Below are 23434 nucleotides of genomic sequence, written 5' to 3'. Positions count from 1 at the left end.
AAATTATGCAGAAAAAAATAAATATTTTATTTTTATGTTTCATTATATCACTTCAATTACTAGCTCAAAATATTGATCCTTTACGAGCTAAAGATGTAGCCGCTCAAAACAAGTGGGTAGACAGCATTTTACATTCGATGACCCTTGACGAAAAAATAGGTCAATTATTTATGGTGCAAGCATACTCTAATAAAGATGCTAAACACGAAAAATTTATTACCGATTTAATTACAAAATATCATGTAGGTAATTTAATTTTTATGCAGGGTACTCCTGAAAAACAATTAGAATTAACAAACAAATACCAATCAATATCTAAGCTACCCTTATTAATTGGTTTTGATGGTGAGTGGGGTTTAAATATGCGTTTAAAAAACACCTATAAATTTCCTTGGAATATGACATTAGGTGCTATACGAGATAATACTTTAATAGAAGCCTTTGGTAAACAAGTAGGGAAACAATGTAAACGTTTAGGAATTCACATCAACTTTGCGCCAGTTGTCGATATAAATACAAATCCGAAAAACCCAATAATAGGCAATCGGTCTTTTGGCGAAGATAAAGAAAATGTAACCCAAAAAGCAATTGCTTTTACTAAAGGTATGCAAAGTGTGGGGGTGTTAGCAAGTGCAAAACATTTTCCAGGTCATGGTGATACGGCAACCGATTCGCATCATACGCTACCAGTAGTTAATTTTACAAAACAACGTTTAGATACCGTTGAGCTATATCCATACCCAAAACTATTTGATGCAGGTGTTGCTAGTGTTATGGTAGCACATTTAAGTGTGCCTAGTTTAGAAGCCAATGCAGCATTACCATCATCACTTTCGTATAGTATAACCACAAAATTATTACAACAAAAACTAGGTTTTTTAGGTTTAGTAATTACGGATGGATTAAATATGAAAGGAGCCGCAAATTATGCTACCTCAGCAGCTATTAATTTAGATGCTCTCTTAGCAGGTAACGATTTATTGTTGATTCCGCAAGATATTCCAGGCACAGTAGCATTGATTAAAGAATCATTAAAAAAAGGAATGTTAACCGAACAACGAATTAATCATTCTGTAAAAAAAATATTACAAGCTAAGTATTTGGTAGGTTTAAATGCGTACAAACCTATAGCTACCGAAAACCTTGAAAACGATTTACATTCTTACGAAAACAAAATTTTGCATCGAAAATTGGTGAAAAATTCGCTGACTATGTTAAAAAATGAAAAAGGAAATATTCCAATCAGAAATTTAGAAAATAAAAAAATTGCCTACGTTTCTTTAGGTGATGCAGATGGAAGTTCATTTTTGCAAATGTTGAAAAATTACGCAAAAGTAGATAAAGTATCTGCAACAAATTTAAATACGTTACAAAAAAAATTAAAACGCTATAATTTAGTCATCGTAGGATTTCATAAATCGAATGAAACCCCTTGGAAAGATTATAAATTCACTGACAAAGAACTGGTTTGGTTACAAGAAATAGCACGAACAAAAAATGTTATTTTAGATGTATTTGCTAGTCCATACAGTTTATTGCAATTAAAAACTTTTACTAATATTGAAGGGATATTGGTGTCGTATCAAAATAGTAAAATCTCACAAGAATTATCTGCACAAGCTATTTTTGGAGCAATTGATATTAACGGAAAATTACCGGTATCTATTAAAAATCAGTTTTTAAAAGGTCACGGATTAATTTCGTTAAATTTAAAACGATTACAATATGATGTTGTACCTGAAGAAATGGGTATGTCGTCAAAAAAACTTTCTGAAATTACGAAGTATGTAGATACTATTATAAATGAAAAAATGGCACCAGGAGTTCGAATTTTAGTGGCGCGTTATGGCAATGTAATTTATAATAAAAGTTTTGGATATCTTACTTATGCTAATAAAGAACCAGTTAAAAATTCTGATATTTATGATTTGGCATCGGTAACAAAAATTTTGGCATCGTTACCTATGATTATGAAAGCCGAAGAAACTCATAAAATATCATTGAATACCACTATTGGTGAAATGCTTCCTTCGTTTCGAAATTCAAATAAAGATACGGTAACGGTAAAAGAAATACTATCGCATGTGGGTAAGTTAAAAGCATGGATTCCGTTTTATATAAAAACACAAGATAGTATTACCCATAAAAATTTAAAAAGGTTTTATCGTACGAAAAGTTCTGAAGAATTTGGGTTAAAGGTTGCTAGAAATATGTATTTAGAAAACTCGTATAAAGACAGTATATATAAGTATATTAAAGAAGCTCCACAAAGAGAATATTTTGGGTATAAATACAGTGATTTAGGTTATTATCTTTTTAAAGAAGCATTAGAGCAAATGTATAAAAAGCCTTATGATGTATTAGTAGATCAAGAGTTTTATAAGCCTTTAGGCGCCTATAGAACAACGTATAATCCTTTACGTAAATTTAGTGGAAAAGAAGTTGTGCCTACCGAAGACGATACTTATTATAGGCATCAATTGTTAAGAGGCTATGTACATGATATGGGGGCGGCAATGTTGAATGGTGTTAGTGGGCATGCAGGGCTTTTTTCGGATGCAAATGGAGTAGCTAAAATTATGCAAATGTATTTACAAGGCGGTTATTATGGTGGTAAACAATATTTAAAACCAGAAACGATTGATAAATTTAATACGCGTTATTATGTAGATAAAAAAGTGCGTAGGGCTTTAGGTTTTGATAAAAGGCAGTTAGATTCAGAAATAAAAGCCTCTTGTAATTGTGTTTCGTATAAAAGTTTTGGGCATAGCGGATTTACAGGTACCTATACTTGGGCAGACCCCGAAAGCGGAATTTTATATGTGTTTTTATCAAACAGAGTGTACCCGAAGATGGAAAACAGAAAATTGGTGACCTCTAATATGCGTATGAAAATTCAGCAAGTAATTCAAGATGCCATTATTAAATAGTTTTAGGTTTTTTAACCTTTTGTGTTTGTAGGGTAGCTTTTACTGTATATAAATACCAATAAAAAAGACGCTATAAAATACATGCTAGCTATTTTTAAGTTACAAATACGGTAGATTACTAATGATTGTAATGCATAAAATAAAGGAAATAAAACTGTATTTAAGCCAAAGCGAAAGGTATCTATAAATTCAATTTCATCAATTTTTTTTTCAATTTTTTTCCATAAAAAGTAAGGGATAAGACTGTTTAATACAATTAAATAAAGCAGTGGTTTCGTGTAGTTTTTTGTAGCTTTTTTAGGTAAAGGGTATGTTTCTTTTTGTAACATTTGATTAACTGCATCAACATTTGTAAAATCTACATTAGCCTTGTTTAATTTTGATAGTGTATTAGTGTAATTTTTTTCTTGAGTAATGCAAACGGTATTTTTTTCGAGTGCAGTTTTAACTTTTTCTTTTAAGGTATTTGTAGCGTTATGAAGGTTTTCACGATTGTAAAAGGTGTTTGCACGAATAGGTTTTCCGTATTTTAAAGCAATTTTTGAAGGAAAAAAAGATACTTTTTGATAGGTAATACCTACTGGAATAACTGTGATTTCTAAGTCGGGATATTTGTCAATAGCACCAAATAAAATACGGGTAAATCCTTTGTTAATCGGTCGTATTCTACGCATTTGATTATGGGTTCCTTCAGGAAAAATAAGTAAGGTTTCTTTATTTTTTAATAATTCGAAGCAATGGTTAAAAATTTCATTATTTTTTGATAATTGGTCTTTACCATCTCTTATCCTATAAATAGGCATTAAGTTTAAAGAGGCTAATATTTTTTTTGTCAATGGATTTTTAAAAACAGCAGCACGAACTAAAAAATGATTTATTCTTGGGTTGTGGGTAGCTATTATTAATGGGTCTAACAATCCGTTAGGGTGATTAGAAACAAATAAAACAGCGTCTTTTTTCGGAATATTTTCTAAGCCTGAAACTTTAATTTTTTTTGTGTAAAAAAAAAGTCCTGTTTTAACATAAAGCTTAACAAAGTAGTACCACGCTGTTTTAAGCATTTTTAAAATCCTTGAGCTATTTGTTGTAGTTCAGTAGGGTTGGTTACAACAACCTGTTTTCCTTTTAATTTTATATACCCTTTTTTATTAAACTCAGAAAGAAGTCGAATAGCACTTTCAGTAGCTGTACCAATAATATTGGCGATATCTTCTCTAGTTAATAAAATATCTAAATAACCATCTTCATTAGATTTAAACTTATTGTGTAAAAATAATAGGGTAGCCGCTAAACGTTGTTTTACTGTTTTTTGAGCCATGTCAACAATTACATTATCTGCATTTTTAAGTGAATTAGCCATGCTTTTAAGCATATCCATAGAAAAATCAATATTGTTTTGTAGACCATTAAGAATTTCTTCTTTCGGAATAAAACAAACTTGTACATCGTTTACAGCAATAGCTTTTAAATTTGATGCTTCATTGTTTACTAAACTGCGCTCACCTATAATATCACCTTTTTTTATTAAGTTTATAATTTGATCACGACCATTATCACTCATTTTAGAAACCTTACAAATACCATCTCTTATACAATAAACACCGTTAATGTGCTCACCCTCTTTAAAAAGAACCTCTCCTTTTTTTATTGTTTTAGAAACTTTACAGCCCGAAATTCGGGTAAGTTCTTGTTTGGTTAATGATTTCAAAGAATTAAATTCGCGAATGATACATTGTTCACATTTGCCCATAAATGCTTATTTTTAAGGATTCAAAGATAGTTAAAAGCTGATAAATATCATATTTTTAACAACGAGTTTATATAACCTTTGCAATAGGCAAAAGAGTAAATATGGAAAACACAATCTGTTTTCATTGTGGTAATGAGTGCGATACTAAAAAAATTACAGTAGATGATAAGTTTTTTTGCTGTAATGGATGTAGAACCGTGTATGAGATTTTTTCAGAAAATGATTTAACATGTTACTACGATTTTCAAAATAGTCCTGGAGCAATTCCGAAAGAAATTCAAGGTAAATACGATTTTTTAGATAACCAAACCATTGCTGAAAAACTGCTAGAGTTTAGCGATGGTAATGTGCAGGTTGTTAATTTATATATTCCTCATATACATTGTAGTTCGTGTATTTGGGTATTAGAAAATTTACACAAATTACAACAGCATGTAGTGTCTTCGCAAGTAAATTTTCCTCAAAAAACAGTGCGAATTACCTATAATTCTGATAATATATCGTTAAAAGAAGTGGTGTTGTTACTTAGTTCTATTGGTTACGAACCCTATATTTCTTTAGAAGATTATGAGCTAGGAAAAAAGAAAGTAGACCGTAGTTTATTATATAAGTTAGGTATTGCGGGTTTTGCTTTTGGAAATGTAATGTTTTTATCGTTTCCCGAGTATTTCGAAGTATCTGAATATTGGTTAGATCAGTATAAAGGGTTATTTCGTTTGTTAATGTTTTTCTTTTCGTTACCTGTAGTTTTTTATGCAGCGAAAGATTATTTTATTTCGGCATATAAAGGGTTGCGTTCGGGTATTTTAAATATCGATGTGCCTATTGCCTTAGGAATTTCGGTTTTGTTTATACGTAGTACGGTAGAAATTGCATTTAATTTAGGGGCAGGTTTTTTAGATAGTTTAACAGGGTTAGTCTTTTTTTTATTATTGGGTAAGTTTTTTCAACAGAAAACCTATAATTTTTTATCGTTTGAGCGCGATTATAAATCGTATTTTCCAATAGCAGTAACTAAAATTATGCCCGATAAAACAGAGGAAAATATTCAGATTTATGATGTGAAAAAAGGCGACAGATTGCTGATTAGAAATCAAGAATTAATTCCTGTTGATGGTATTTTAATTAGTAATCAAGGGCAAATAGACTACAGTTTTGTTACAGGTGAGGCTGTACCTGTTCTTAAAAAATCGGGCGATAAATTATTTGCGGGAGGTAAGCAACTTGCTGGAAGCATAGAAATGGAGGTTTTAGCGTCGGTTTCGCAAAGTTATTTAACTCAGTTGTGGAGTAATGATGTGTTTCAAAAAGACAAACATTCATCTTTTAAAACATTAACCGATAAAATCAGTAAAAATTTTACGATTGTTGTGTTGTCTATAGCATTTTTAACCACCATTTTTTGGTTGTATTACGATAGTAGTAAGGTGTTAAATGTTTTTACTTCGGTGCTAATTATTGCGTGTCCGTGTGCTATTGCTTTAGCAGCGCCTTTTACTTTGGGTAATATTTTGCGTATTTTTGGTAAAAAGAAATTTTATTTAAAAAATACTACAGTAGTTGAGCAGCTAGCGGTAATATCTTCGGTTGTTTTTGATAAAACAGGTACATTAACTACCAATAAAGAAAGTACCATAGTATATGAAGGAACATCTTTAGACGCAACTGAAACATCAATATTAAAAAGTTCATTACGAGCATCAAACCATCCGCTAAGTAGAATGTTATATGCTTCGTTGGCTGATGAAAAAATGGCTACCATAGATAAGTACCAAGAACACGCAGGAAAAGGAATTGAAGTTAATTCAGGGCAAACAAAAATAAAAATAGGGTCTTCATCTTTTGTAAAAGAGGCTAATGAACAGGTAAATTTAGACACATCGGTACATATTAGTGTTAATAATGAGTATAAAGGCAAATATGTTTTTAAAAATGCCTATAGGGAAGGAATTACAGACTTATTTGATAGCTTAAGCAAAAAATATGATTTGTCGGTTGTATCAGGCGACAATAAAGGGGAGAGAAAATTTTTAGAAACCTTATTACCTAAACAAACCACTTTTTTATTTAATCAAAAGCCACAAGACAAATTAGAATATGTTCAAAAGCTGCAAGAAAATAATAAAAATGTATTAATGATTGGTGATGGACTAAACGATGCAGGAGCTTTGGCGCAAAGTAATGTAGGAGTGGCTATTTCAGAAGATGTTAATGTTTTTTTACCAGCTTGTGATGCGATTTTAGATGCGTCAAAATTTGGTCAAATTTATAACTATATGATAGCTTCAAAAAAAGCTGTTCAAATTATAAAGTATTGTTTTTTACTATCTTTAATTTATAATGTTGTTGGGTTGTATTTTGCAGTAACAGGTCAGCTAAAGCCTGTAATTGCAGCTATTTTAATGCCATTGAGTTCTATTAGTATAGTTGTGTTTACAACCATTGCCACTAATATTATAGGAAAAAAACTAAAATAGTGATGCAATAAATAATTGCAGATAATTTGGATATAAAAGAATGAATAGTTTGCCTATAAAAAGAGATGAACATTAAAAAAAATGACAAACGGCATTAGCGTTTGCTTATTAATAGCTCTGTTTATTAAATATAATATTAAAAAACATGAAAAATTCACTTATTCAAAAATATAATATTCCAGGACCAAGATACACCAGTTACCCTACTGTTCCATATTGGGATAACGAAACGTTTTCAAAAGAAAAATGGATAGCAACTTTTAAACAATCGTTTATAGAAAGCAATTCGTCAGAAGGCATCAGTTTGTATATTCACCTGCCGTTTTGTGAGAGTTTGTGTACCTTTTGTGCTTGCCACAAACACATAACCAAGCGTCATGAAGTAGAAAATCCGTATATAACTGCTGTTTTAAAAGAATGGGAATTGTACTTAAATTTAGTTGACGAAACCCCTATTATAAAAGAAATTCATTTAGGAGGAGGTACCCCTACATTTTTTTCTTCAACAGAACTTAAACGGTTGCTCGATGGAATTTTTGCAAATGCTAAAAAACATCCTAATTACGAGTTTAGTTTTGAAGGTCACCCTAATAATACAACTAAAGAGCACCTACAAACGTTATACAATTTAGGGTTTACCAGAGTTAGTTTTGGGGTGCAAGATTATAATCCAAAGGTGCAAGAAGCCATTCATAGAGTGCAGCCTTTTGAAAATGTAGAGAAAGCCCACAATTGGGCTAGAGAAATTGGGTACACCTCTATTAGTCACGATTTAATTTTTGGACTTCCATTTCAAACCAAAGAAAACGTGATATATACCATTAATAAAACTAAAGAACTACAACCAGATAGAATTTCGTTTTACAGTTATGCACATGTGCCTTGGGTAAAAGGCGTGGGGCAGCGTGGATTTAACGAAGACGATTTACCCAAAAATGAAGAAAAACGAGAACTATATGAAATAGGTAAAAAGCTATTTGCTCAAATAGGTTATGTAGAAATAGGAATGGATCATTTTGCGCTGCCAAGTGATAGTTTGTATAAAGCTACAGAGCAAAAAACACTACACCGAAATTTTATGGGTTATACAGCAAATAAAACCCAGTTAATGATTGGTTTAGGTATGTCGGCAATTTCTGATTCGTGGTACGGGTTTGCACAAAATGTAAAAACCGTGAAAGAATACGAAAAAATGGTAGATGAAGGCGAAATCCCTGTTTTTAAAGGGCATATTTTATCTGAAGAAGATTTAATTGTTAGAAAACATATTTTAAATATTATGTGTCATTTTTCTACCTCATGGAAAGATAAGTCGATGCAAATAGATAATATAGAAAAACATTTAGAAAAGTTAGATGAAATGGTTTCTGACGGATTGCTTTTTATAGATAAAAACGGCTTAAACGTACCTGAAAAAGCACGACCTTATGTGCGTAATATCTGTATGGCATTTGACAAAAAACTACACGAAAAACAACCTCAGAAAAAATTGTTTTCGATGGTAATTTAACTTTTTTTAACAAAAAATCAATTAATATAAGTATATTTGGAATACGTTTTTTTAAAAAAAATTAAAAATATTTACTGTATTACAGTAGTTAAGTTTCTGATAAACATACTCAGAACAAAGTGAAACAGTTTAACATGATAAAAATCATATTTTAAAAAAACATAGGTACATATATTTGTGCAACAATTATCAGGCAGTATTATGAGCGTTATTTATTTGCTACTCGCATTAAGTGTTTTGGTGGCAGTTATTTTTTTCATAGCATTTATTATTTCGGTAAAAAGGGGGCAGTACGACGATTCGTATACGCCGTCGGTGCGTATGCTGTTTGATGATGAGTTGGTAAAAAAAGAGAACATAACAACTAACAATAAATAGATATTAAATTCAAATAAATTATGGAAATGCAACAATTTTATTACGATAACAAGATCGTGAAAAAATTCATCTATGCAACCTTACTATGGGGAATAGTAGGTTTTTCAGTAGGGTTATTACTGGCTTTTATGTTTTTATTTCCCAGCATGACAGAAGGAATACCATGGTTGAGTTTTGGACGGTTACGCCCCTTACACACCAATGCAGTAATATTTGCATTTGTTGGTAACGCCATTTTTGCTGGTGTTTATTATTCGCTTCAAAGGCTGTTAAAGGCTCGTATGGCGAGTAATTTTTTAAGTAATTTCAACTTTTGGGGCTGGCAGTTAATTATTGTTACAGCAGCCATAACGCTTCCATTAGGGTATACAACTAGTAAAGAATATGCAGAGTTAGAATGGCCTATAGATATAGCCATTGCTTTAGTTTGGGTAGCCTTTGGTGCTAACATGATTTGGACAATTTTAAAAAGAAGACAGCGCCATTTATATGTAGCAATTTGGTTTTATTTAGCAACCTTTGTTACCGTAGCTGTATTGCATATATTTAATAGTTTAGAGTTGCCAGTTAGCTTTTTAAAAAGTTACTCGGTATATGCAGGGGTACAAGATGCTTTGGTACAATGGTGGTACGGGCATAATGCAGTAGCATTCTTTTTAACAACACCTTTTTTAGGGTTAATGTATTATTTTGTGCCTAAAGCGGCTAATCGACCTATTTATTCATATCGATTATCTATTGTACACTTTTGGTCGTTGATATTTATTTATATCTGGGCAGGGCCACACCACTTATTATATAGTGCTTTACCTGATTGGGCTCAAAATTTAGGAGTTGCCTTTTCAGTAATGTTGATTGCTCCATCTTGGGGAGGTATGATTAACGGATTGTTAACCTTGAGAGGCGCATGGGATAAAGTAAGAGTTGACCCCGTATTAAAGTTTATGGTAGTAGCTATTACAGGTTATGGTATGGCTACGTTTGAAGGACCAATGTTGTCTTTAAAAAATATTAATGCAGTTGCGCATTTTAGCGATTGGATTATTGCACACGTACACGTTGGAGCTTTAGCTTGGAACGGCTTTTTAACCTTTGGTATGTTGTACTGGTTGGTTCCGCGAATGTTTAAAACAAAATTATACTCTAAAGGGTTAGCTAACCTTCATTTTTGGATTGGAACTTTAGGTATTGTAATGTACACTTTACCCATGTATGTTGCAGGAGTTACCCAAGCATTAATGTGGAAACAATTTAATCCAGACGGAACACTTACTTATGGTAACTTTTTAGAAACAGTAGCAGAAATAATACCTATGTATTGGATGCGTGCTATTGGTGGTAGTTTATATATTTTAGGTGCTCTTGTAATGCTATATAATATAGTAAAAACAATAAAATCAGGTAGTAAAGTTACTGATGAGTTAGCAGAAGCTCCTGCATTAACCAAAGTATCTAAATATAGAACAGCAGGAGAAACTTGGCACACTTGGATAGAAAGAAAACCTGTTAAATTAACTATTTATGCCACTATAGCTATTTTAATAGGAGGTATGGTTCAAATTATACCTACCTTATTGGTAAAATCAAATATTCCTACCATAACTAGTGTAAAACCTTATACTCCTTTAGAATTAGAAGGACGTGATCTTTATATTAGAGAAGGATGTGTGGGTTGTCACTCGCAAATGATACGTCCATTTAGAAGTGAAGTTGAACGTTATGGCGAATACGCTAAAGCAGGCGAATTTGTATACGATCACCCATTTTTATGGGGTAGTAAACGTACAGGTCCTGATTTATTAAGAGTTGGAGGTAAGTATAATGATAACTGGCATTTAAATCATTTATACGACCCACAAAGTACGTCGCCAGGTTCTATTATGCCATCATATAAATGGTTATTACGAAACAAACTGGATAAGAGTAACATCGAAGATAAAATGAAAGCAATGGTTACCTTGGGTGTTCCTTATACAAAAGAAGATATTGCTAATGCGCAAGCAAATATGGATGCGCAAGGCAAAAAAATTCAAGAGAGTTTATATGCAGATCCTGATTTTGTAAAAAATTATGAAGCCGATAAAAAGTATGCTGAAGAAAACGGAGAAGCGTTTGTAGAGATGAAAGATAGAGAAATTGTAGCAGTGATAGCATATTTACAACGTTTAGGAACCGATATTAAAGTAAAAGACGTAGAAGATCAATTAACCTCTAAAAACTAATATCATGTTAAAATTTGCAAAAAATTACATGGAGAGTATTACAGGAGTTGAAATATACCCCATGATTTCGTTAATCATATTTTTTACGTTTTTTGTAGTTCTTTTTTGGTGGGTGTTTACAGCTAAAAAAGAGCATATTAAAGAAGTAAGTAGTTTACCATTAGATAATTAGAAAAATATAATCAGATGAAAAAGTATCTTCAATCTATAGCATATCTTATTTTTGTAGCTGTTGCCATTTTTGCAATTATAACAGCTGTTAAATTTTACGATCATCCATTTAGTTTATACGAACACCCTTTGGTAAGTATTACCGCAGTAGTATTAGCAATAGTACTTGTGTTAAAAGAAGGTTTAAATATAGCAGCAATACAAAAAGCCAATCAGCTTCAAATGGAAAAAGATGGTGTTAACCCCGAAACCGTTGATAACTGGGCTTGGGCTAAAAAAATACTTAGTAAATGGACACAATCTAAACCTCTAGAACAAGAAAGTGAAATTATTTTAGACCATAATTATGATGGTATAAAAGAGCTAGATAACAAGCTGCCACCTTGGTGGATTTACATGTTCTATGCTACAATTATTTTTGCAGTCATATATATAACAAAATACGAGGTGTTGGGTGGAGACACTCAAGTAGACGAATACAACAAAGCTGTTGCCGAAGCACAACAAGCCTTAGCAAAATATAAAGCAACCTCTAAAGATGCTATTATTGATGCTGAAAGTGTTACGTTATTGACAGACGATGCTGATTTAAATAGAGGGAAGGCAATTTTTAAATTAAATTGTATAGCATGTCATGCACCTGATGGTGGAGGTGGTATTGGGCCAAACCTTACTGATAAACATTGGATTTTAGGCGGTGGAATTAAAAACGTATTCCATACCGTTTCTAATGGAGGTAGAGATGGTAAAGGAATGATAGCTTGGAATAAAACCCTAAAACCTCAAGATATACAAAAGGTAGCGAGTTATATTATTTCATTACAAGGCACAACACCTGCAAACCCTAAAGCACCACAAGGTGATATTATTTGGGAAAAAGAACAATAATATACTGTAACCATTGTAATGGGAGCGTTAAAAAACGAAAAATTTAGAGACAGCATTGGAACCATTAACGAAGAAGGAAATCGTTCTTGGGTTTTTCCTAAAAAACCTAGTGGTAAACTATATAAATACAGAAGCTATGTTAGTTATGTTTTGTTATTGTTTCTACTGTTGTCACCATTTATAAAAATTAATGGAAATCAATTTTTATTGTTCAATGTATTAGAACGTAAATTTAATATATTTGGATTTCCATTTTGGCCTCAAGATTTTCATCTATTAGTAATATCGATGATTATAGGCGTGGTTTTCGTTATTTTATTTACAGTAGTTTTTGGTCGAATTTTCTGTGGATGGATTTGTCCTCAAACCATTTTTATGGAAATGGTTTTTAGAAAAATAGAATATTTGATTGAAGGCGATAGAGGTAAACAAATACGGCTAAATAAACAACCTTGGAATGCTGAAAAAATTAGAAAGAGACTGTTAAAATGGACTGTATTTTTTATCATTTCTTTTATTATAGCTAATGTTTTTCTAGCCTATTTAATAGGTGGCGACGAACTTATAAGTTATATTACAGGTAATCCGTTAGATCATATTAGCACCCTAGTATCACTCTTAATTTTTACAGCAGTATTTTACTTTGTGTTTACCTGGTTTAGAGAACAAGTATGTATTATCGCATGTCCATACGGTAGGTTGCAAGGGGTATTGTTAGACAACAAAACAATTAATGTTGCTTATGATTATGTTAGAGGCGAAGGAAAAACAGGAAGAGGAAAATTTAATAAAAAAGAAGATCGAGCGGCATCAGGAAAAGGAGATTGTATTGATTGCTTTCAATGTGTAAATGTATGCCCTACAGGAATAGATATTAGAAACGGAACTCAATTAGAATGTGTTAATTGTACAGCCTGTATTGATGAGTGTAATCATATGATGGAAAAAGTTGGGTTACCAACTGGGTTAATTAGGTACGCAAGTGAAGAAAATATAGCTAAAAAATCGCCATTTAAATTTACCGCTAGAATGAAAGGATACACAGCGGTATTAAGTATCTTAATTGCTGTTTTAATAGGTATGTTATTCTTGAGAAATGATGTTGAAGCTACGATTTTACGATTACCAGGGCAATTATATCAACATAAACCTAATGGAGTAATTAGTAATATTTACACGTATAAAATTATTAATAAAACAACAAGAGAAATTAAAGATATAAGCTATAAACTATTATCTCATAAAGGAAAAATAGAAACAGTTACACATCAAGATTTTGATATTCCAAAACAAGGATTGGCAGAAGGTAGCCTTTTTATTGAGATGCACCAATCTGAAATGGAAAAAGAAAAAATAAAAATAAAAATTGGGGTTTATAGCAAAGGTAAATTAATAGAAACTACAACTACTAATTTTTTAGGACCAAGAAGTTATAGGTGATATTCAGCTAATAAGTTTATAAGCTAAAAGCCAGATACGAATAACATACAATTAAAACTAAAACCATAACAAAATGAAATTTAATTGGGGAACAGGTATTGCTATAGCAATATTAGCATTTATGGGATTTATTATGTACTACGTAATTAAGATTAGTACCGATAAAGCATATAATCACGATTTAGTATCTGATGCGTACTATCAAAAAGAATTAGAATATCAGCACGATATTGATGCGACTAAAAATGCAAATAATTTAAAGGAAAATATAAAAATAGAACAAACAAAAGAAGGTCTACGAATATATTTTCCATCAAATTTTACACCAAAAGATATTACAGGAAAAGTGTTCCTATACAGACCATCTAATAAACACCTGGATTTTGAAATTCCTATTTCGCTTTCCAATACATATTTGCTCGTGCCTGAGAACCGTTTGTTAGGTGGTCGCTGGAACATTACCGTTTCTTGGAACTACAAAAATAAAGATTATTTATATCAAAAAGAATTAAAATACTAATGTTTCTATCAGCTGTTATATTGGGTGTATTAGGAAGCTTTCATTGCATAGGTATGTGTGGGCCGATAGCTTTTATGCTGCCAGTTGATAGAACTAACAAAATAAAACAATCGCTACAAATTGCCAGCTATCATATAGGTCGGTTAGCGACATACAGTTTAATAGGGCTTTTATTTGGCTTTTTAGGTAAAGGTTTTTATTTCTTTGGATTTCAGCAACAACTTTCAATAATTGTTGGTGTTGTTATGATTTTAATTGTTTTACTACCCAAATTGTTTCAAAAATATAATGTTTCTAAACCGATAAGTAAATTCATTTTAAAAATAAAATCTGTACTCGGTGCAGAGCTTAAAAAAAAGAAAAAAAATACTTTTTTTGCTATAGGTTTTCTTAATGGTTTTCTTCCTTGTGGATTAGTATATATGGCAGTTTTTGGAGCTCTTGCTACATCGAATCCCTTATGGGGTAGTTTTTATATGTTTTTGTTTGGTTTAGGCACTATTCCGTTAATGACAACGGTGGTGTATTTGGGTAATTTTACAAATGCCAATCTAAAAAAAAGAATACAAAAAATAACTCCCTATGTAGTAGCTTTAATAGGTGTTTTATTTGTGCTTCGCGGGTTAGGTTTAGGTATACCTTATGTTTCTCCACTTCCAGTTAGTCATATAGGTAATGTAGTGCAAGGATGCCACTAGTTGGTGTATATCATCTTAGAAAGATTTTATATAGTTATTGATTTTTTTAATAGCACTAAAACTTTAAATTAAAAATGAGTTATAGCTAGGCAAATTAAGATGGTTATTGTTTTAAATAGTAATTGGTTAGCTAGTTTTTAAATACGTACTCTATTATATTAGCACCCATTTTTAAGGCTTTCTCTCTAATTTCTTTTGGGTCTTTGTGTACCTCTTGATCTTCCCATCCGTCACTTAAATCGGTTTCGTAATCATAAAAAACGATTAGTCTTCCTTCATAAAATAAACCTAAACCTTGAGGAGGGGTGCCATCATGTTCATGAATTTTAGGTATACCGTTGTTAAAAGAAAAGGTTTGATGGTAAATAGGGTGGTTTGTTGGAATTTCTTGTAAGGTTAATTTTGGAAACATTTTTTGTAATTCTTTTCTAATATATTTATCCATTCCATAATTGTCAGATATTTCTAAAAATCCACCTGAAATCAAATAATTTTTTAAATTTTCGATATCTTCTTCAGAAAAAAATACATTTCCATGTCCTGTCATAAAAATTATAGGGTAATTAAATAGTTCTTCATCATTAGGAGTAACTGTTTTTACATTTTTGTCTATTTTGGTATTGCAATGTTGGTTGGTGTAAGATACTAAGTTAGTTACAGAAGTAGGGTTTGCATACCAGTCACCACCGCCACTATATTTTAACACAGCCACTTGTTGCGTATAAACAGTTGCATAAAAAAAGAACAAAGAAAGTAGTGGTATAATATGTCTCATAGAGAAAGCAATATAGTGTTTTTTAGAAAACAAAAAACACCATTTATAAATGGTGTTTTTTTAATATTCTCTTCCTTTTTCTTGTTAAGAGCAATCTCAACTTATATGGTTAGACGTAGGATTGTTTTTAAATTATCCTAACAATTATTTGCCATGATAAAAGTATGTAAAAAATATAACTTAAAGTCCGAAAACGTCCAAATCGGATGTTTTTGGACAGGTTTTTTTAAAAAAACTAAGAACTAGAATTTCTATATTCGAAAGGAGTGCATCCTACATGTTTTTTAAATACAGCGTAGAAAGATGATTTTGAATTAAATCCAGATTCTAAACCAATGGCAGTCATAGTATAGTTGTTGTAATCTTTAGAGGTTAAAAGTTCCTTTGCTTGTTTTATACGCATTTCATTTATGTAGTCGACAAAACTTTTATCGGCACAGTTGTTAATTGTTAGCGATAAGGTACTGGGGCTTAAATTTACATCTTCCGATAGGTTTTGCAAGGTATATTTGGGCTGTAAAAACTTTTTTTCTTTTTTTATAAATACATTAATTTCATCAAATTGTTCTTGATGTTTATTAATTAGCACTAGGTGTTCTTTTTTGTTTTCTTTTATCAGATTTTCACTAAAACTAGATTCAAATGCAAAAGTGTTTCTAATTTGTTGTCGTTCTTTTAGTAAGCGTAATTGAATAAAGCCTTGATAACCTAGCCAGTAAATTAGAATTGTAGTAGCAACCCTCAAAGGATAATATGAAGATAAAAAATTTGAATAATTTAGGTTTGCTTTAATAATGATAGCAATACCCCATAAAACATAACTAACCAAGCCTAGTTTAAAGAAAGTATAAATCCAATGTAAACTGTCAAACGCTAGTATTTTAGGGAAAAGTTTTTCTTTTTTATATAATAGGTAAAATGAGTAGCTAAAGATACTAATTGATGTAATAAAACTTATAATTTCTTCTATAGAAGTGTATTTTTTATAGCGATAATTTAACTCGCTAAGTTGTACTTTATCTTCAAGGTACAATATATAAGCTATTTGTAAAGCAATAGCAGTTAAAAAAACAAGAATTGTAATTTTCAATACTTTTAATGATTTTTTAGCAATATTTAAATAATTGCTTAAAAAGAGATAAAAAAATGGTGCTATTAATAAGTGCCAAGGAATTAGTATATAATCTAATTTAAATCTGTGTTCAATTAAATGTTGATCAAGTATAAATGATTGGATATTATTTATCGAGATAACTAATATCATCAAATTTAGGTATATCATACTTTTTTCTCCCCCATTTTTAGACATAAAAAGGATAATGCTAAAAAAGAAGCCATGAATAGCACTTATTAATAAAAATAAGTTAAAAATATCTTTTCCACTCACAATTTAAAAATTAACAATTTTTAAATTAAATATATAAAAAATATTTTATTCGTTAATAAACAAAATGCTTTGTGTAGCAACTATACCTGCTGTTTCTGTACGTAAACGACTTTCTCCTAGTGATATAGGTGTGAAATTTTTTTCAATACTTTTTTTTATTTCTTCTGAAGAAAAGTCGCCTTCTGGACCGATTAAGATTGTTACATTTTCAGTAGGTTGTATTACCGTTTTTAAATTTACTTTATTTTCATCTTTGCAATGAGCAATACATAGTTTACCAGCTAAATTTAGATTTATAAAATTATTAAATTCTATAACAGGGTTTAATTTTGGAAGTGTAAACTTTAAAGATTGTTTCATAGCAGACTGAATAATTTTTTCTAATCGTTCTATTTTTACATTTTTACGTTCAGAGTTTTGACAGATAATGGGGGTAATTTCATCAATACCTATTTCAGTAGCTTTTTCTAAAAACCACTCAAAACGGTCGTTATTTTTCGTGGGGGCTATCGCAATGTGTAATTTGTAATTCCAAGGTTTAGTTTTTTGTTGCTTTTCTACTATTTCAGCAACACAATTTTTATCGCTAGCTAATGTAATTTTAGCTAAAAATAACCATTCTTTACCATTTGTAATGTATAAAATGTCATTTTCTTTTTTTCGTAAAACTTTTACAATATGCCTACTTTCGTTTTTATCAAAATTTATTTGTTGCGTTTTTGTTGATATTTCAGAATTGTAAAATAACTGCATTATAAAGTTAATTTGTAGGTTCTACGGCGTTTGTGAGTAATTGGGTTAAAATTTTCCCATATTTTTCGAATAGCATCATTGTCTTCTAATTCAGGTGTACGAATACAATTTTCTATTTTAAGAGGTTTAAAGGTTTTAGCATATTGTTCAAAAATAATAGCGGTTACACCTTTGTTTTGATACGATGGGTGTACGCCTATTAAGTAAAAAATAACATCTTTTGATTTTTTCTTTGCTTTTAATAAATGAAATATTCCAAACGGAAATAGTTTTCCGTTAGCTTTTTGCAATGCTTTTGAAAAAGAAGGCATTACAATAGCAAACGCAATTAGTTTTTTATCTTTATCAATAACAAATTTTATATACTCTGGGTTTATAAAACTAATGTATTTCTTTTTAAAATATGCAATTTGAGCGTCAGAAATAGGTACAAAAGTTGATAGTTTACTGTATGATGCAGAAAATACGCTAAACATTTCTTCTACATAGGGTAATATATCTTTTGTTTTTGTAAAGTCTAACGCGGTTAAATTATACCTCCTTTTTATAAGAGAGCTAATTCTACTATAATACGGTATATCGACAGCACTAAATTTAAATTTGTTTTCTAAGTATTCTTTTTCTTTTGTAAAACCTAATTGTTCTAAATGTTCTTTATAGTATGGGTGGTTGTACCAAGTAATCATAGTGCCAATATGGTCAAACCCTTCAATTAAAACACCTGTTTTATCTAAGTTGTTAAAGCCTACAGGGCCCTCGATAAACTCAAGGTTATTTTTATATCCAATTTCTTTAACTTTTTCAATTAAAACTTTTGTAACTTCTATGTCATCAATTACATCAAACCAACCAAAACGCATTTTTTTAAGTTGTTGTTTTTGAACTTCGTAGTTATTTATAATAGCGGCAATTCTGCCCACAATTTTTTTGTTTTTAATAGCAACAAAAAATCGCGCATCAGCATGCTCAAAAACAGGGTTTTTTGTTTTGTCAAAATTATTGATTTCGTCTTTTATAATTGGCGGTACCCAATACGCGTTGTTTTTATAAAGAGAAAAAGGAAACATAACAAATTGTTTCATTTCCTTTTTTGTGTGCATTTCTTGAAGCGTTATCATAAGATAAATAGGTTTTACAGTCGCGTTTATTAAACTTTTTTATTCTAATTTTTATTTTTTTTCCCAAATAAACGACCAAAGAACCCTTTTTCTTTTTCAACTTTGGTTACCGCTTTTTTACGTTTTCTCTTAGAAGAAGATGTGTTACCACTATCTTTTTTGCCAAATAAACGTCCAAAAATACCTCTGTTTTTTGATGATGCAGGAGCTTCTCGTTTTATTTCATTTCCAAAATTGTCGACTTCTATATATTTGTCTTTATGTTTATCTAAACGAAAAGAAACCCCTAAACTGCCATAATAATTTGAGGCATTATTTGTTAAAGCACTTCTGCCCGATAAATTAAATTGAAGGTCGTTAGAAAATAAATACGTTACCCCAATTCCTAAGTTGTTGTCGTCTTTCGAACCGTTAAAAAAACCTTGATATTCTGCAAAACCCGACCAAAAATCATTAAAATTATAGGTAGCGGTAATTACACAAGAAAACTGAGCAAAATCGCTAATTATATAATCGTAATAAAAGTTAGAAATTAAATTAAATTTATATGAAAATTCGTTTTGTAATAAAGCTCCTACTTTTGGGGTAATACCCCCTCTGTTATGGTAATCGGTTAAAACGGAACCAAAATTTACACCTCCATAAACGGCGACACTTGGTATTAAACGTTTCCAGTCAAAAGCCATTTTTCTTTTCCAACTTCTAATTTCTTTTGATTTATCGGTATAGGTGGGTTGAAATAATAAATATTTAGCCCCTAATGTAAGTTTACTAAAACCACTTTCAGTATACGACGATTCAAAAATATTTTTAAAAGCAATTTTATCTTTTTGAAAGCTTGTGTTTAGGTTTAGCTCTAATTTTTGTAAAAGGAAACTAGTTCTAAAAAATAAATTTGCACCAAAGGCCTCAGGATTACTAAAGGTGGGTATAATTTCTGATTTTTTGTAAAAAAAGCTGGTTTCAAATTGGTACACACCTGTTCCAACACTATATGGGCTTTGAGAAAACCCAGGGCGATTCGAATTAATAACCTCTGTATATTGTGCTTGTAGCTCAACACAAACACCTAGTAATATAAAAAAAAATAGTTTATCTAACTTTTTAAACATAAATTAACTCGAAATTATACAAACATACTCTAAAAAAAATCAACTTTAAATATAAGTTTTGTAAACTCTTAACGTATCAATTGACTTCAAATTATTACTTTTGATTGATTTTTTATAAAGTTATTTAAATGGGATTATTAAGAACAATAATAATTTTTCTGCTAATTTACTATGTTTTTAAATATTTAACACGCTTATTTGCTCCTTTTTTAATGAAAAAAATGGTTGATAATATGCAGGAAAGAGCTACACAACAGTACGGTTATAAACAAGAATCAGCTGTTAAAGAAGGAGAAACAATTATAGATAAAAAACCAAAACAAGCCTCAAAAACAAATGATGATTTAGGTGAGTATGTTGATTTTGAAGAGATTGATTAGTTATGAATTATAAAAAAACATTACCTTATATAATTGCTTTAGGTATTTTTATAATAGCTTCTTTAATATATTTTAATCCTGTTTTAAGTGGTAAACAAATAAAACAGAGCGACATAACCCAGTTTTCGGGTATGGCGAAAGAAATTAAAGATTTTAGAGCTAAAAACCATAAAGAACCGTATTGGACAGGTAGTGCTTTTAGTGGCATGCCTGCATATCAAATAAGTGCATATTACCCCAACGATTTTATTAAATATATTGATAAAGCAATTCGATTTTTGCCTAGACCAGCAGATTATTTGTTTCTTTATTTCTTTGGCTTTTTTATTTTACTTATTGCGTTAAAGGTAAATTGGAAATTAGCTATTCTAGGAGCGTTGTCGTTTGGATTTTCAACATATTTAATTATTATTTTTGGAGCAGGACACAATGCAAAAGCACATGCCATTGGTTTTATACCTATTGTGTTAGCAGGTGTTTTATGGATTTTTCAAAAACGTTATTTGTTAGGTTTTGTAACTACTAGTGTGGCAATGGCATTAGAAATTTATGCAAATCACATACAAATGACCTACTATATGGGGTTTATATTGCTGATTTTAGGAATTATTGAACTTATTGAGGCAATACAAAACAAATCACTACCCCTTTTTGCAAAACAAGCAGGAGTTATTACCCTAGCATTACTTTTAGGTATTAGTGTTAATGCTACACGGTTATTGGCTACTAAAGAATATTCGAAGTATAGTACTCGAGGAAAATCAGAATTAACCATTAAGCCTGATGGAAGCCCTAAAGAAAAATCTAGTGGATTAGATAAAGACTATATCACTGAATATAGTTATGGAATTGCCGAGACCTTTAATTTGATGATTCCACGCTTCATGGGAGGAGGAACAGTAGAAAAATTAGGTAAAAATTCTAACTTTTATAAAACACTTGAGCAAAAGGTAGGGGCTAAACAAGCCAAAGATTTTTCAGAACAAGTTTTAACATATTGGGGTAAACAACCTATTGTAGAAGCACCCGCTTATATAGGTGCTATTATGTTATTTTTATTTTTTCTTGGAATTTTTTTAGTGAAAGGAAAATTAAAAAAATGGTTAGTAGCAGCAACCCTTTTTTCAATCATACTTAGCTGGGGTAAAAACTTTTCAGGATTAACCAATTTTTTTATTGACTATATTCCGTTGTATAATAAGTTTAGAGCAGTTTCATCTATTCAAGTGATTGCCGAAATTTGTATTCCGTTATTAGGTATTTTAGCCCTTGGCAACTTTTTTTCAAATAAAATACCTACTGAAGAAAAAGAGAAAGCCCTAAAAAAAGCACTATATATTGGAGGAGGTATAGCGTTGTTTTTTATGCTTTTTGGTTCTAGTTTGTTTGCCTTTGAAGGAATTAGAGACTCGCAATACGCAAAATTACCCGAACTAATAGAGGCTTTAATTGCAGATAGAAAATCAATGTTGTTTAACGATAGTTTGCGCTCGTTACTACTAATTTTGCTGTCAGCAAGTTTATTGTGGTTACATTTGAAAAATAAGCTAAAACAACCTGTTGTAATTGCTTTATTAGGCTTGTTAATTCTATTCGATTTAACTTCTGTAGATATTAAATATGTTAATAAAGACGATTTTGTTACAGCTAGAAAAGTGCAAAAACCTTTTATTGCTTCAGAAGCCGATAAACAAATTTTAGAAGATAAAACCCATTACAGAGTAGGTAATTTTACAGCTAATTTGATGCAAGATGGAAGAACTTCGTATTTTCATCAATCTATTGGGGGGTATAATGCGGCTAAGATGGAGCGCTATCAAGAGTTATTTGATTATCAGATAGCAAAAAATAATATAGAGGTTTTAAATATGTTAAATACTAAATATTTTATTGTAGGCGCAGATCAGGCTCAGGTAAACCCAGATGCTAATGGAAATGCTTGGTTTGTGCAAAAATTAAAACCTGTTACCAATGCAAATCAAGAAATAAAAGCTTTAGATTCTATGCAAACTAAAGCTGAAGCGGTTTATGATGCCTCTAAATTTACAAACCTATTTAAAACAGGGGGTATTCAAACGTTTAAAAAAGATACTACGGCTACTATTCAATTAACAAAGTACAACGTAAACCAATTAACCTATCAGTCTACATCAGCAATTAACCAATTTGCGGTGTTTTCTGAAATATATTACAAAGATGGTTGGAATGCTTATGTTGATGGAAAATTAACCCCTCATTTAAGGGTTGATTATGTGTTAAGAGGAATGCAAGTTCCAGCAGGTAATCACACTATAGAGTTTAAATTTGAACCCACAGTTATTGAAAAAGGAAGTCTTATTTCACTAATCGCTTACGCATTTTTAGTATTGGCTTCTGTAGGCTGGTTTTTTGTAAAGAAAAAAAATAATGTACGACATATTACCTCAAAAACGATATAATAATACCATCGCTTTTTTAAAAAAAGTAGTGTCTGCACCAACAACTATTTTTGATTTAGGTGTTCGAAATCCGTTTAGTGAAATTATGGAGCAGTACGGCTATACGGTTTATAATACTGGTGGCGAAGATTTAGATATTTTACCAGAAGTAGTAAAAAAACAGTCAGTTGAAGTGGTTACGGCTTTTGAAATTTTTGAACATTTACTAGCTCCGTTTAATGTGTTACGAGAAATTGAAGCTACTAAATTGGTAGCCACGGTTCCGTTAAATTTATGGTTCGCTAAAGCCTATAGAAGTAAAACAGATATGTGGGATAGACATTACCACGAATTTGAAGATTGGCAGTTTGATTGGTTATTACAAAAAACGGGGTGGAAAATTATACAACAAGAAAAATGGACTAGCCCTATTCATAAAATAGGAATTCGTCCTATATTACGAAAATATACACCTCGCTATTACGCGGTTTACGCTGAAAAACAATAA

At 30.8% G+C, this 23434-nt stretch carries 20 protein-coding genes; 13 read left to right on the top strand and 7 right to left on the bottom strand.

Annotated elements, in window-relative coordinates; all coding sequences use genetic code 11:
• Window positions 1-5 precede the first annotated feature (5 nt).
• Complete coding sequence (locus AB2B44_RS00485; RefSeq protein WP_369047595.1) at window positions 6-2930, top strand: glycoside hydrolase family 3 N-terminal domain-containing protein; 2925 nt, start codon at window positions 6-8, stop codon at window positions 2928-2930.
• A gap of 11 nt (window positions 2931-2941) precedes the next feature.
• Here AB2B44_RS00485 and AB2B44_RS00480 read toward each other — a convergent pair whose 3' ends face one another.
• Together AB2B44_RS00480 and AB2B44_RS00475 are read right to left on the bottom strand one after the other, a co-directional pair.
• Entirely contained in the window at window positions 2942-3991 is a 1050-nt protein-coding gene (locus tag AB2B44_RS00480) for a lysophospholipid acyltransferase family protein (protein WP_369047594.1), read from the bottom strand.
• 2 nt (window positions 3992-3993) lie between these two features.
• Entirely contained in the window at window positions 3994-4680 is a 687-nt protein-coding gene (locus AB2B44_RS00475) for a Crp/Fnr family transcriptional regulator (protein WP_369047593.1), read from the bottom strand.
• Window positions 4681-4781: 101 nt separating this feature from the next.
• Between AB2B44_RS00475 and AB2B44_RS00470 the strand changes: the two genes are divergently transcribed.
• From AB2B44_RS00470 to AB2B44_RS00430, 9 genes are all read left to right on the top strand, one after another.
• Window positions 4782-7157 (top strand): heavy metal translocating P-type ATPase, encoded by a 2376-nt coding sequence (locus AB2B44_RS00470; RefSeq protein ID WP_369047592.1) that lies wholly within the window; start codon window positions 4782-4784, stop codon window positions 7155-7157.
• A 145-nt stretch (window positions 7158-7302) separates the two neighbouring features.
• A complete protein-coding gene (gene hemN, locus AB2B44_RS00465; RefSeq protein ID WP_369047591.1) occupies window positions 7303-8667 on the top strand; it encodes an oxygen-independent coproporphyrinogen III oxidase in 1365 nt (454 codons plus the stop codon).
• A gap of 201 nt (window positions 8668-8868) precedes the next feature.
• A complete protein-coding gene (gene ccoS / locus AB2B44_RS00460; protein ID WP_369048506.1) occupies window positions 8869-9045 on the top strand; it encodes a cbb3-type cytochrome oxidase assembly protein CcoS in 177 nt (58 codons plus the stop codon).
• Between the two features lie 20 nt (window positions 9046-9065).
• Window positions 9066-11267 (top strand): cytochrome-c oxidase, cbb3-type subunit I, encoded by a 2202-nt coding sequence (ccoN, locus tag AB2B44_RS00455; RefSeq protein ID WP_369047590.1) that lies wholly within the window; start codon window positions 9066-9068, stop codon window positions 11265-11267.
• A gap of 4 nt (window positions 11268-11271) precedes the next feature.
• Window positions 11272-11439 carry a CcoQ/FixQ family Cbb3-type cytochrome c oxidase assembly chaperone gene (locus AB2B44_RS00450; RefSeq protein ID WP_369047589.1) on the top strand — a complete coding sequence of 56 codons (168 nt, stop codon included), beginning with the start codon at window positions 11272-11274 and terminating at the stop codon, window positions 11437-11439.
• A gap of 14 nt (window positions 11440-11453) precedes the next feature.
• Window positions 11454-12326: a cbb3-type cytochrome c oxidase N-terminal domain-containing protein gene (locus tag AB2B44_RS00445; RefSeq protein ID WP_369047588.1), complete on the top strand. Its 873-nt coding sequence runs from the start codon at window positions 11454-11456 to the stop codon at window positions 12324-12326.
• An 18-nt stretch (window positions 12327-12344) separates the two neighbouring features.
• Window positions 12345-13766: a cytochrome c oxidase accessory protein CcoG gene (ccoG, locus tag AB2B44_RS00440; RefSeq protein WP_369047587.1), complete on the top strand. Its 1422-nt coding sequence runs from the start codon at window positions 12345-12347 to the stop codon at window positions 13764-13766.
• Window positions 13767-13839: 73 nt separating this feature from the next.
• Window positions 13840-14286, top strand: a complete 447-nt coding sequence (locus AB2B44_RS00435) for a FixH family protein (RefSeq protein WP_369047586.1) — start codon at window positions 13840-13842, stop codon at window positions 14284-14286.
• Complete coding sequence (locus AB2B44_RS00430) at window positions 14286-14984, top strand: sulfite exporter TauE/SafE family protein (RefSeq protein WP_369047585.1); 699 nt, start codon at window positions 14286-14288, stop codon at window positions 14982-14984. The genes AB2B44_RS00435 and AB2B44_RS00430 overlap by 1 nt, the downstream gene beginning before the upstream one ends.
• A gap of 130 nt (window positions 14985-15114) precedes the next feature.
• Here AB2B44_RS00430 and AB2B44_RS00425 read toward each other — a convergent pair whose 3' ends face one another.
• From AB2B44_RS00425 to AB2B44_RS00405, 5 genes are all read right to left on the bottom strand, one after another.
• Window positions 15115-15759, bottom strand: a complete 645-nt coding sequence (locus AB2B44_RS00425; protein ID WP_369047584.1) for a DUF4159 domain-containing protein — start codon at window positions 15757-15759, stop codon at window positions 15115-15117.
• 235 nt (window positions 15760-15994) lie between these two features.
• Entirely contained in the window at window positions 15995-17023 is a 1029-nt protein-coding gene (locus AB2B44_RS00420; RefSeq protein ID WP_369047583.1) for a helix-turn-helix domain-containing protein, read from the bottom strand.
• A gap of 168 nt (window positions 17024-17191) precedes the next feature.
• On the bottom strand, window positions 17192-17899 hold the full coding sequence (locus tag AB2B44_RS00415) for a 16S rRNA (uracil(1498)-N(3))-methyltransferase (protein WP_369047582.1): 708 nt from the start codon (window positions 17897-17899) through the stop codon (window positions 17192-17194).
• Window positions 17899-19017 carry a GTP cyclohydrolase gene (locus tag AB2B44_RS00410; RefSeq protein ID WP_369047581.1) on the bottom strand — a complete coding sequence of 373 codons (1119 nt, stop codon included), beginning with the start codon at window positions 19015-19017 and terminating at the stop codon, window positions 17899-17901. The genes AB2B44_RS00415 and AB2B44_RS00410 overlap by 1 nt, the downstream gene beginning before the upstream one ends.
• A 44-nt stretch (window positions 19018-19061) precedes the next feature.
• The gene (locus AB2B44_RS00405) at window positions 19062-20129 is read right to left on the bottom strand and encodes a transporter (protein ID WP_369047580.1); all 1068 of its coding nucleotides are present in this window, start codon (window positions 20127-20129) and stop codon (window positions 19062-19064) included.
• 128 nt (window positions 20130-20257) lie between these two features.
• On the opposite strand from AB2B44_RS00405, the gene AB2B44_RS00400 reads away from it, so the two are divergent.
• From AB2B44_RS00400 to AB2B44_RS00390, 3 genes are read left to right on the top strand one after another with little or no spacing between them, the layout of a single operon-like run.
• Window positions 20258-20509: a DUF4834 family protein gene (locus AB2B44_RS00400; RefSeq protein ID WP_369047579.1), complete on the top strand. Its 252-nt coding sequence runs from the start codon at window positions 20258-20260 to the stop codon at window positions 20507-20509.
• Between the two features lie 2 nt (window positions 20510-20511).
• Window positions 20512-22947 (top strand): YfhO family protein, encoded by a 2436-nt coding sequence (locus tag AB2B44_RS00395; protein ID WP_369047578.1) that lies wholly within the window; start codon window positions 20512-20514, stop codon window positions 22945-22947.
• Complete coding sequence (locus AB2B44_RS00390; protein ID WP_369047577.1) at window positions 22916-23434, top strand: methyltransferase; 519 nt, start codon at window positions 22916-22918, stop codon at window positions 23432-23434. The genes AB2B44_RS00395 and AB2B44_RS00390 overlap by 32 nt, the downstream gene beginning before the upstream one ends.

It is taken from the genome of Tenacibaculum sp. UWU-22 (assembly GCF_041021355.1).
Lineage (GTDB): Bacteria > Bacteroidota > Bacteroidia > Flavobacteriales > Flavobacteriaceae > Polaribacter.
The sequence above is the reverse complement of the archived record's forward strand: the minus strand, read 5'-3'. Positions and strand labels throughout refer to the sequence as shown.

Coding starts and splice junctions, on each gene's coding strand:
- AB2B44_RS00485 (WP_369047595.1), top strand. CDS start 6: ATGCAGAAAAAAATAAATATTTTATTTTTATGTTTCATTATATCACTT.
- AB2B44_RS00480 (WP_369047594.1), bottom strand. CDS start 3,991: ATGCTTAAAACAGCGTGGTACTACTTTGTTAAGCTTTATGTTAAAACA.
- AB2B44_RS00475 (WP_369047593.1), bottom strand. CDS start 4,680: ATGGGCAAATGTGAACAATGTATCATTCGCGAATTTAATTCTTTGAAA.
- AB2B44_RS00470 (WP_369047592.1), top strand. CDS start 4,782: ATGGAAAACACAATCTGTTTTCATTGTGGTAATGAGTGCGATACTAAA.
- hemN (WP_369047591.1), top strand. CDS start 7,303: ATGAAAAATTCACTTATTCAAAAATATAATATTCCAGGACCAAGATAC.
- ccoS (WP_369048506.1), top strand. CDS start 8,869: ATGAGCGTTATTTATTTGCTACTCGCATTAAGTGTTTTGGTGGCAGTT.
- ccoN (WP_369047590.1), top strand. CDS start 9,066: ATGGAAATGCAACAATTTTATTACGATAACAAGATCGTGAAAAAATTC.
- AB2B44_RS00450 (WP_369047589.1), top strand. CDS start 11,272: ATGTTAAAATTTGCAAAAAATTACATGGAGAGTATTACAGGAGTTGAA.
- AB2B44_RS00445 (WP_369047588.1), top strand. CDS start 11,454: ATGAAAAAGTATCTTCAATCTATAGCATATCTTATTTTTGTAGCTGTT.
- ccoG (WP_369047587.1), top strand. CDS start 12,345: ATGGGAGCGTTAAAAAACGAAAAATTTAGAGACAGCATTGGAACCATT.
- AB2B44_RS00435 (WP_369047586.1), top strand. CDS start 13,840: ATGAAATTTAATTGGGGAACAGGTATTGCTATAGCAATATTAGCATTT.
- AB2B44_RS00430 (WP_369047585.1), top strand. CDS start 14,286: ATGTTTCTATCAGCTGTTATATTGGGTGTATTAGGAAGCTTTCATTGC.
- AB2B44_RS00425 (WP_369047584.1), bottom strand. CDS start 15,759: ATGAGACATATTATACCACTACTTTCTTTGTTCTTTTTTTATGCAACT.
- AB2B44_RS00420 (WP_369047583.1), bottom strand. CDS start 17,023: ATGATATTAGTTATCTCGATAAATAATATCCAATCATTTATACTTGAT.
- AB2B44_RS00415 (WP_369047582.1), bottom strand. CDS start 17,899: ATGCAGTTATTTTACAATTCTGAAATATCAACAAAAACGCAACAAATA.
- AB2B44_RS00410 (WP_369047581.1), bottom strand. CDS start 19,017: ATGATAACGCTTCAAGAAATGCACACAAAAAAGGAAATGAAACAATTT.
- AB2B44_RS00405 (WP_369047580.1), bottom strand. CDS start 20,129: ATGTTTAAAAAGTTAGATAAACTATTTTTTTTTATATTACTAGGTGTT.
- AB2B44_RS00400 (WP_369047579.1), top strand. CDS start 20,258: ATGGGATTATTAAGAACAATAATAATTTTTCTGCTAATTTACTATGTT.
- AB2B44_RS00395 (WP_369047578.1), top strand. CDS start 20,512: ATGAATTATAAAAAAACATTACCTTATATAATTGCTTTAGGTATTTTT.
- AB2B44_RS00390 (WP_369047577.1), top strand. CDS start 22,916: ATGTACGACATATTACCTCAAAAACGATATAATAATACCATCGCTTTT.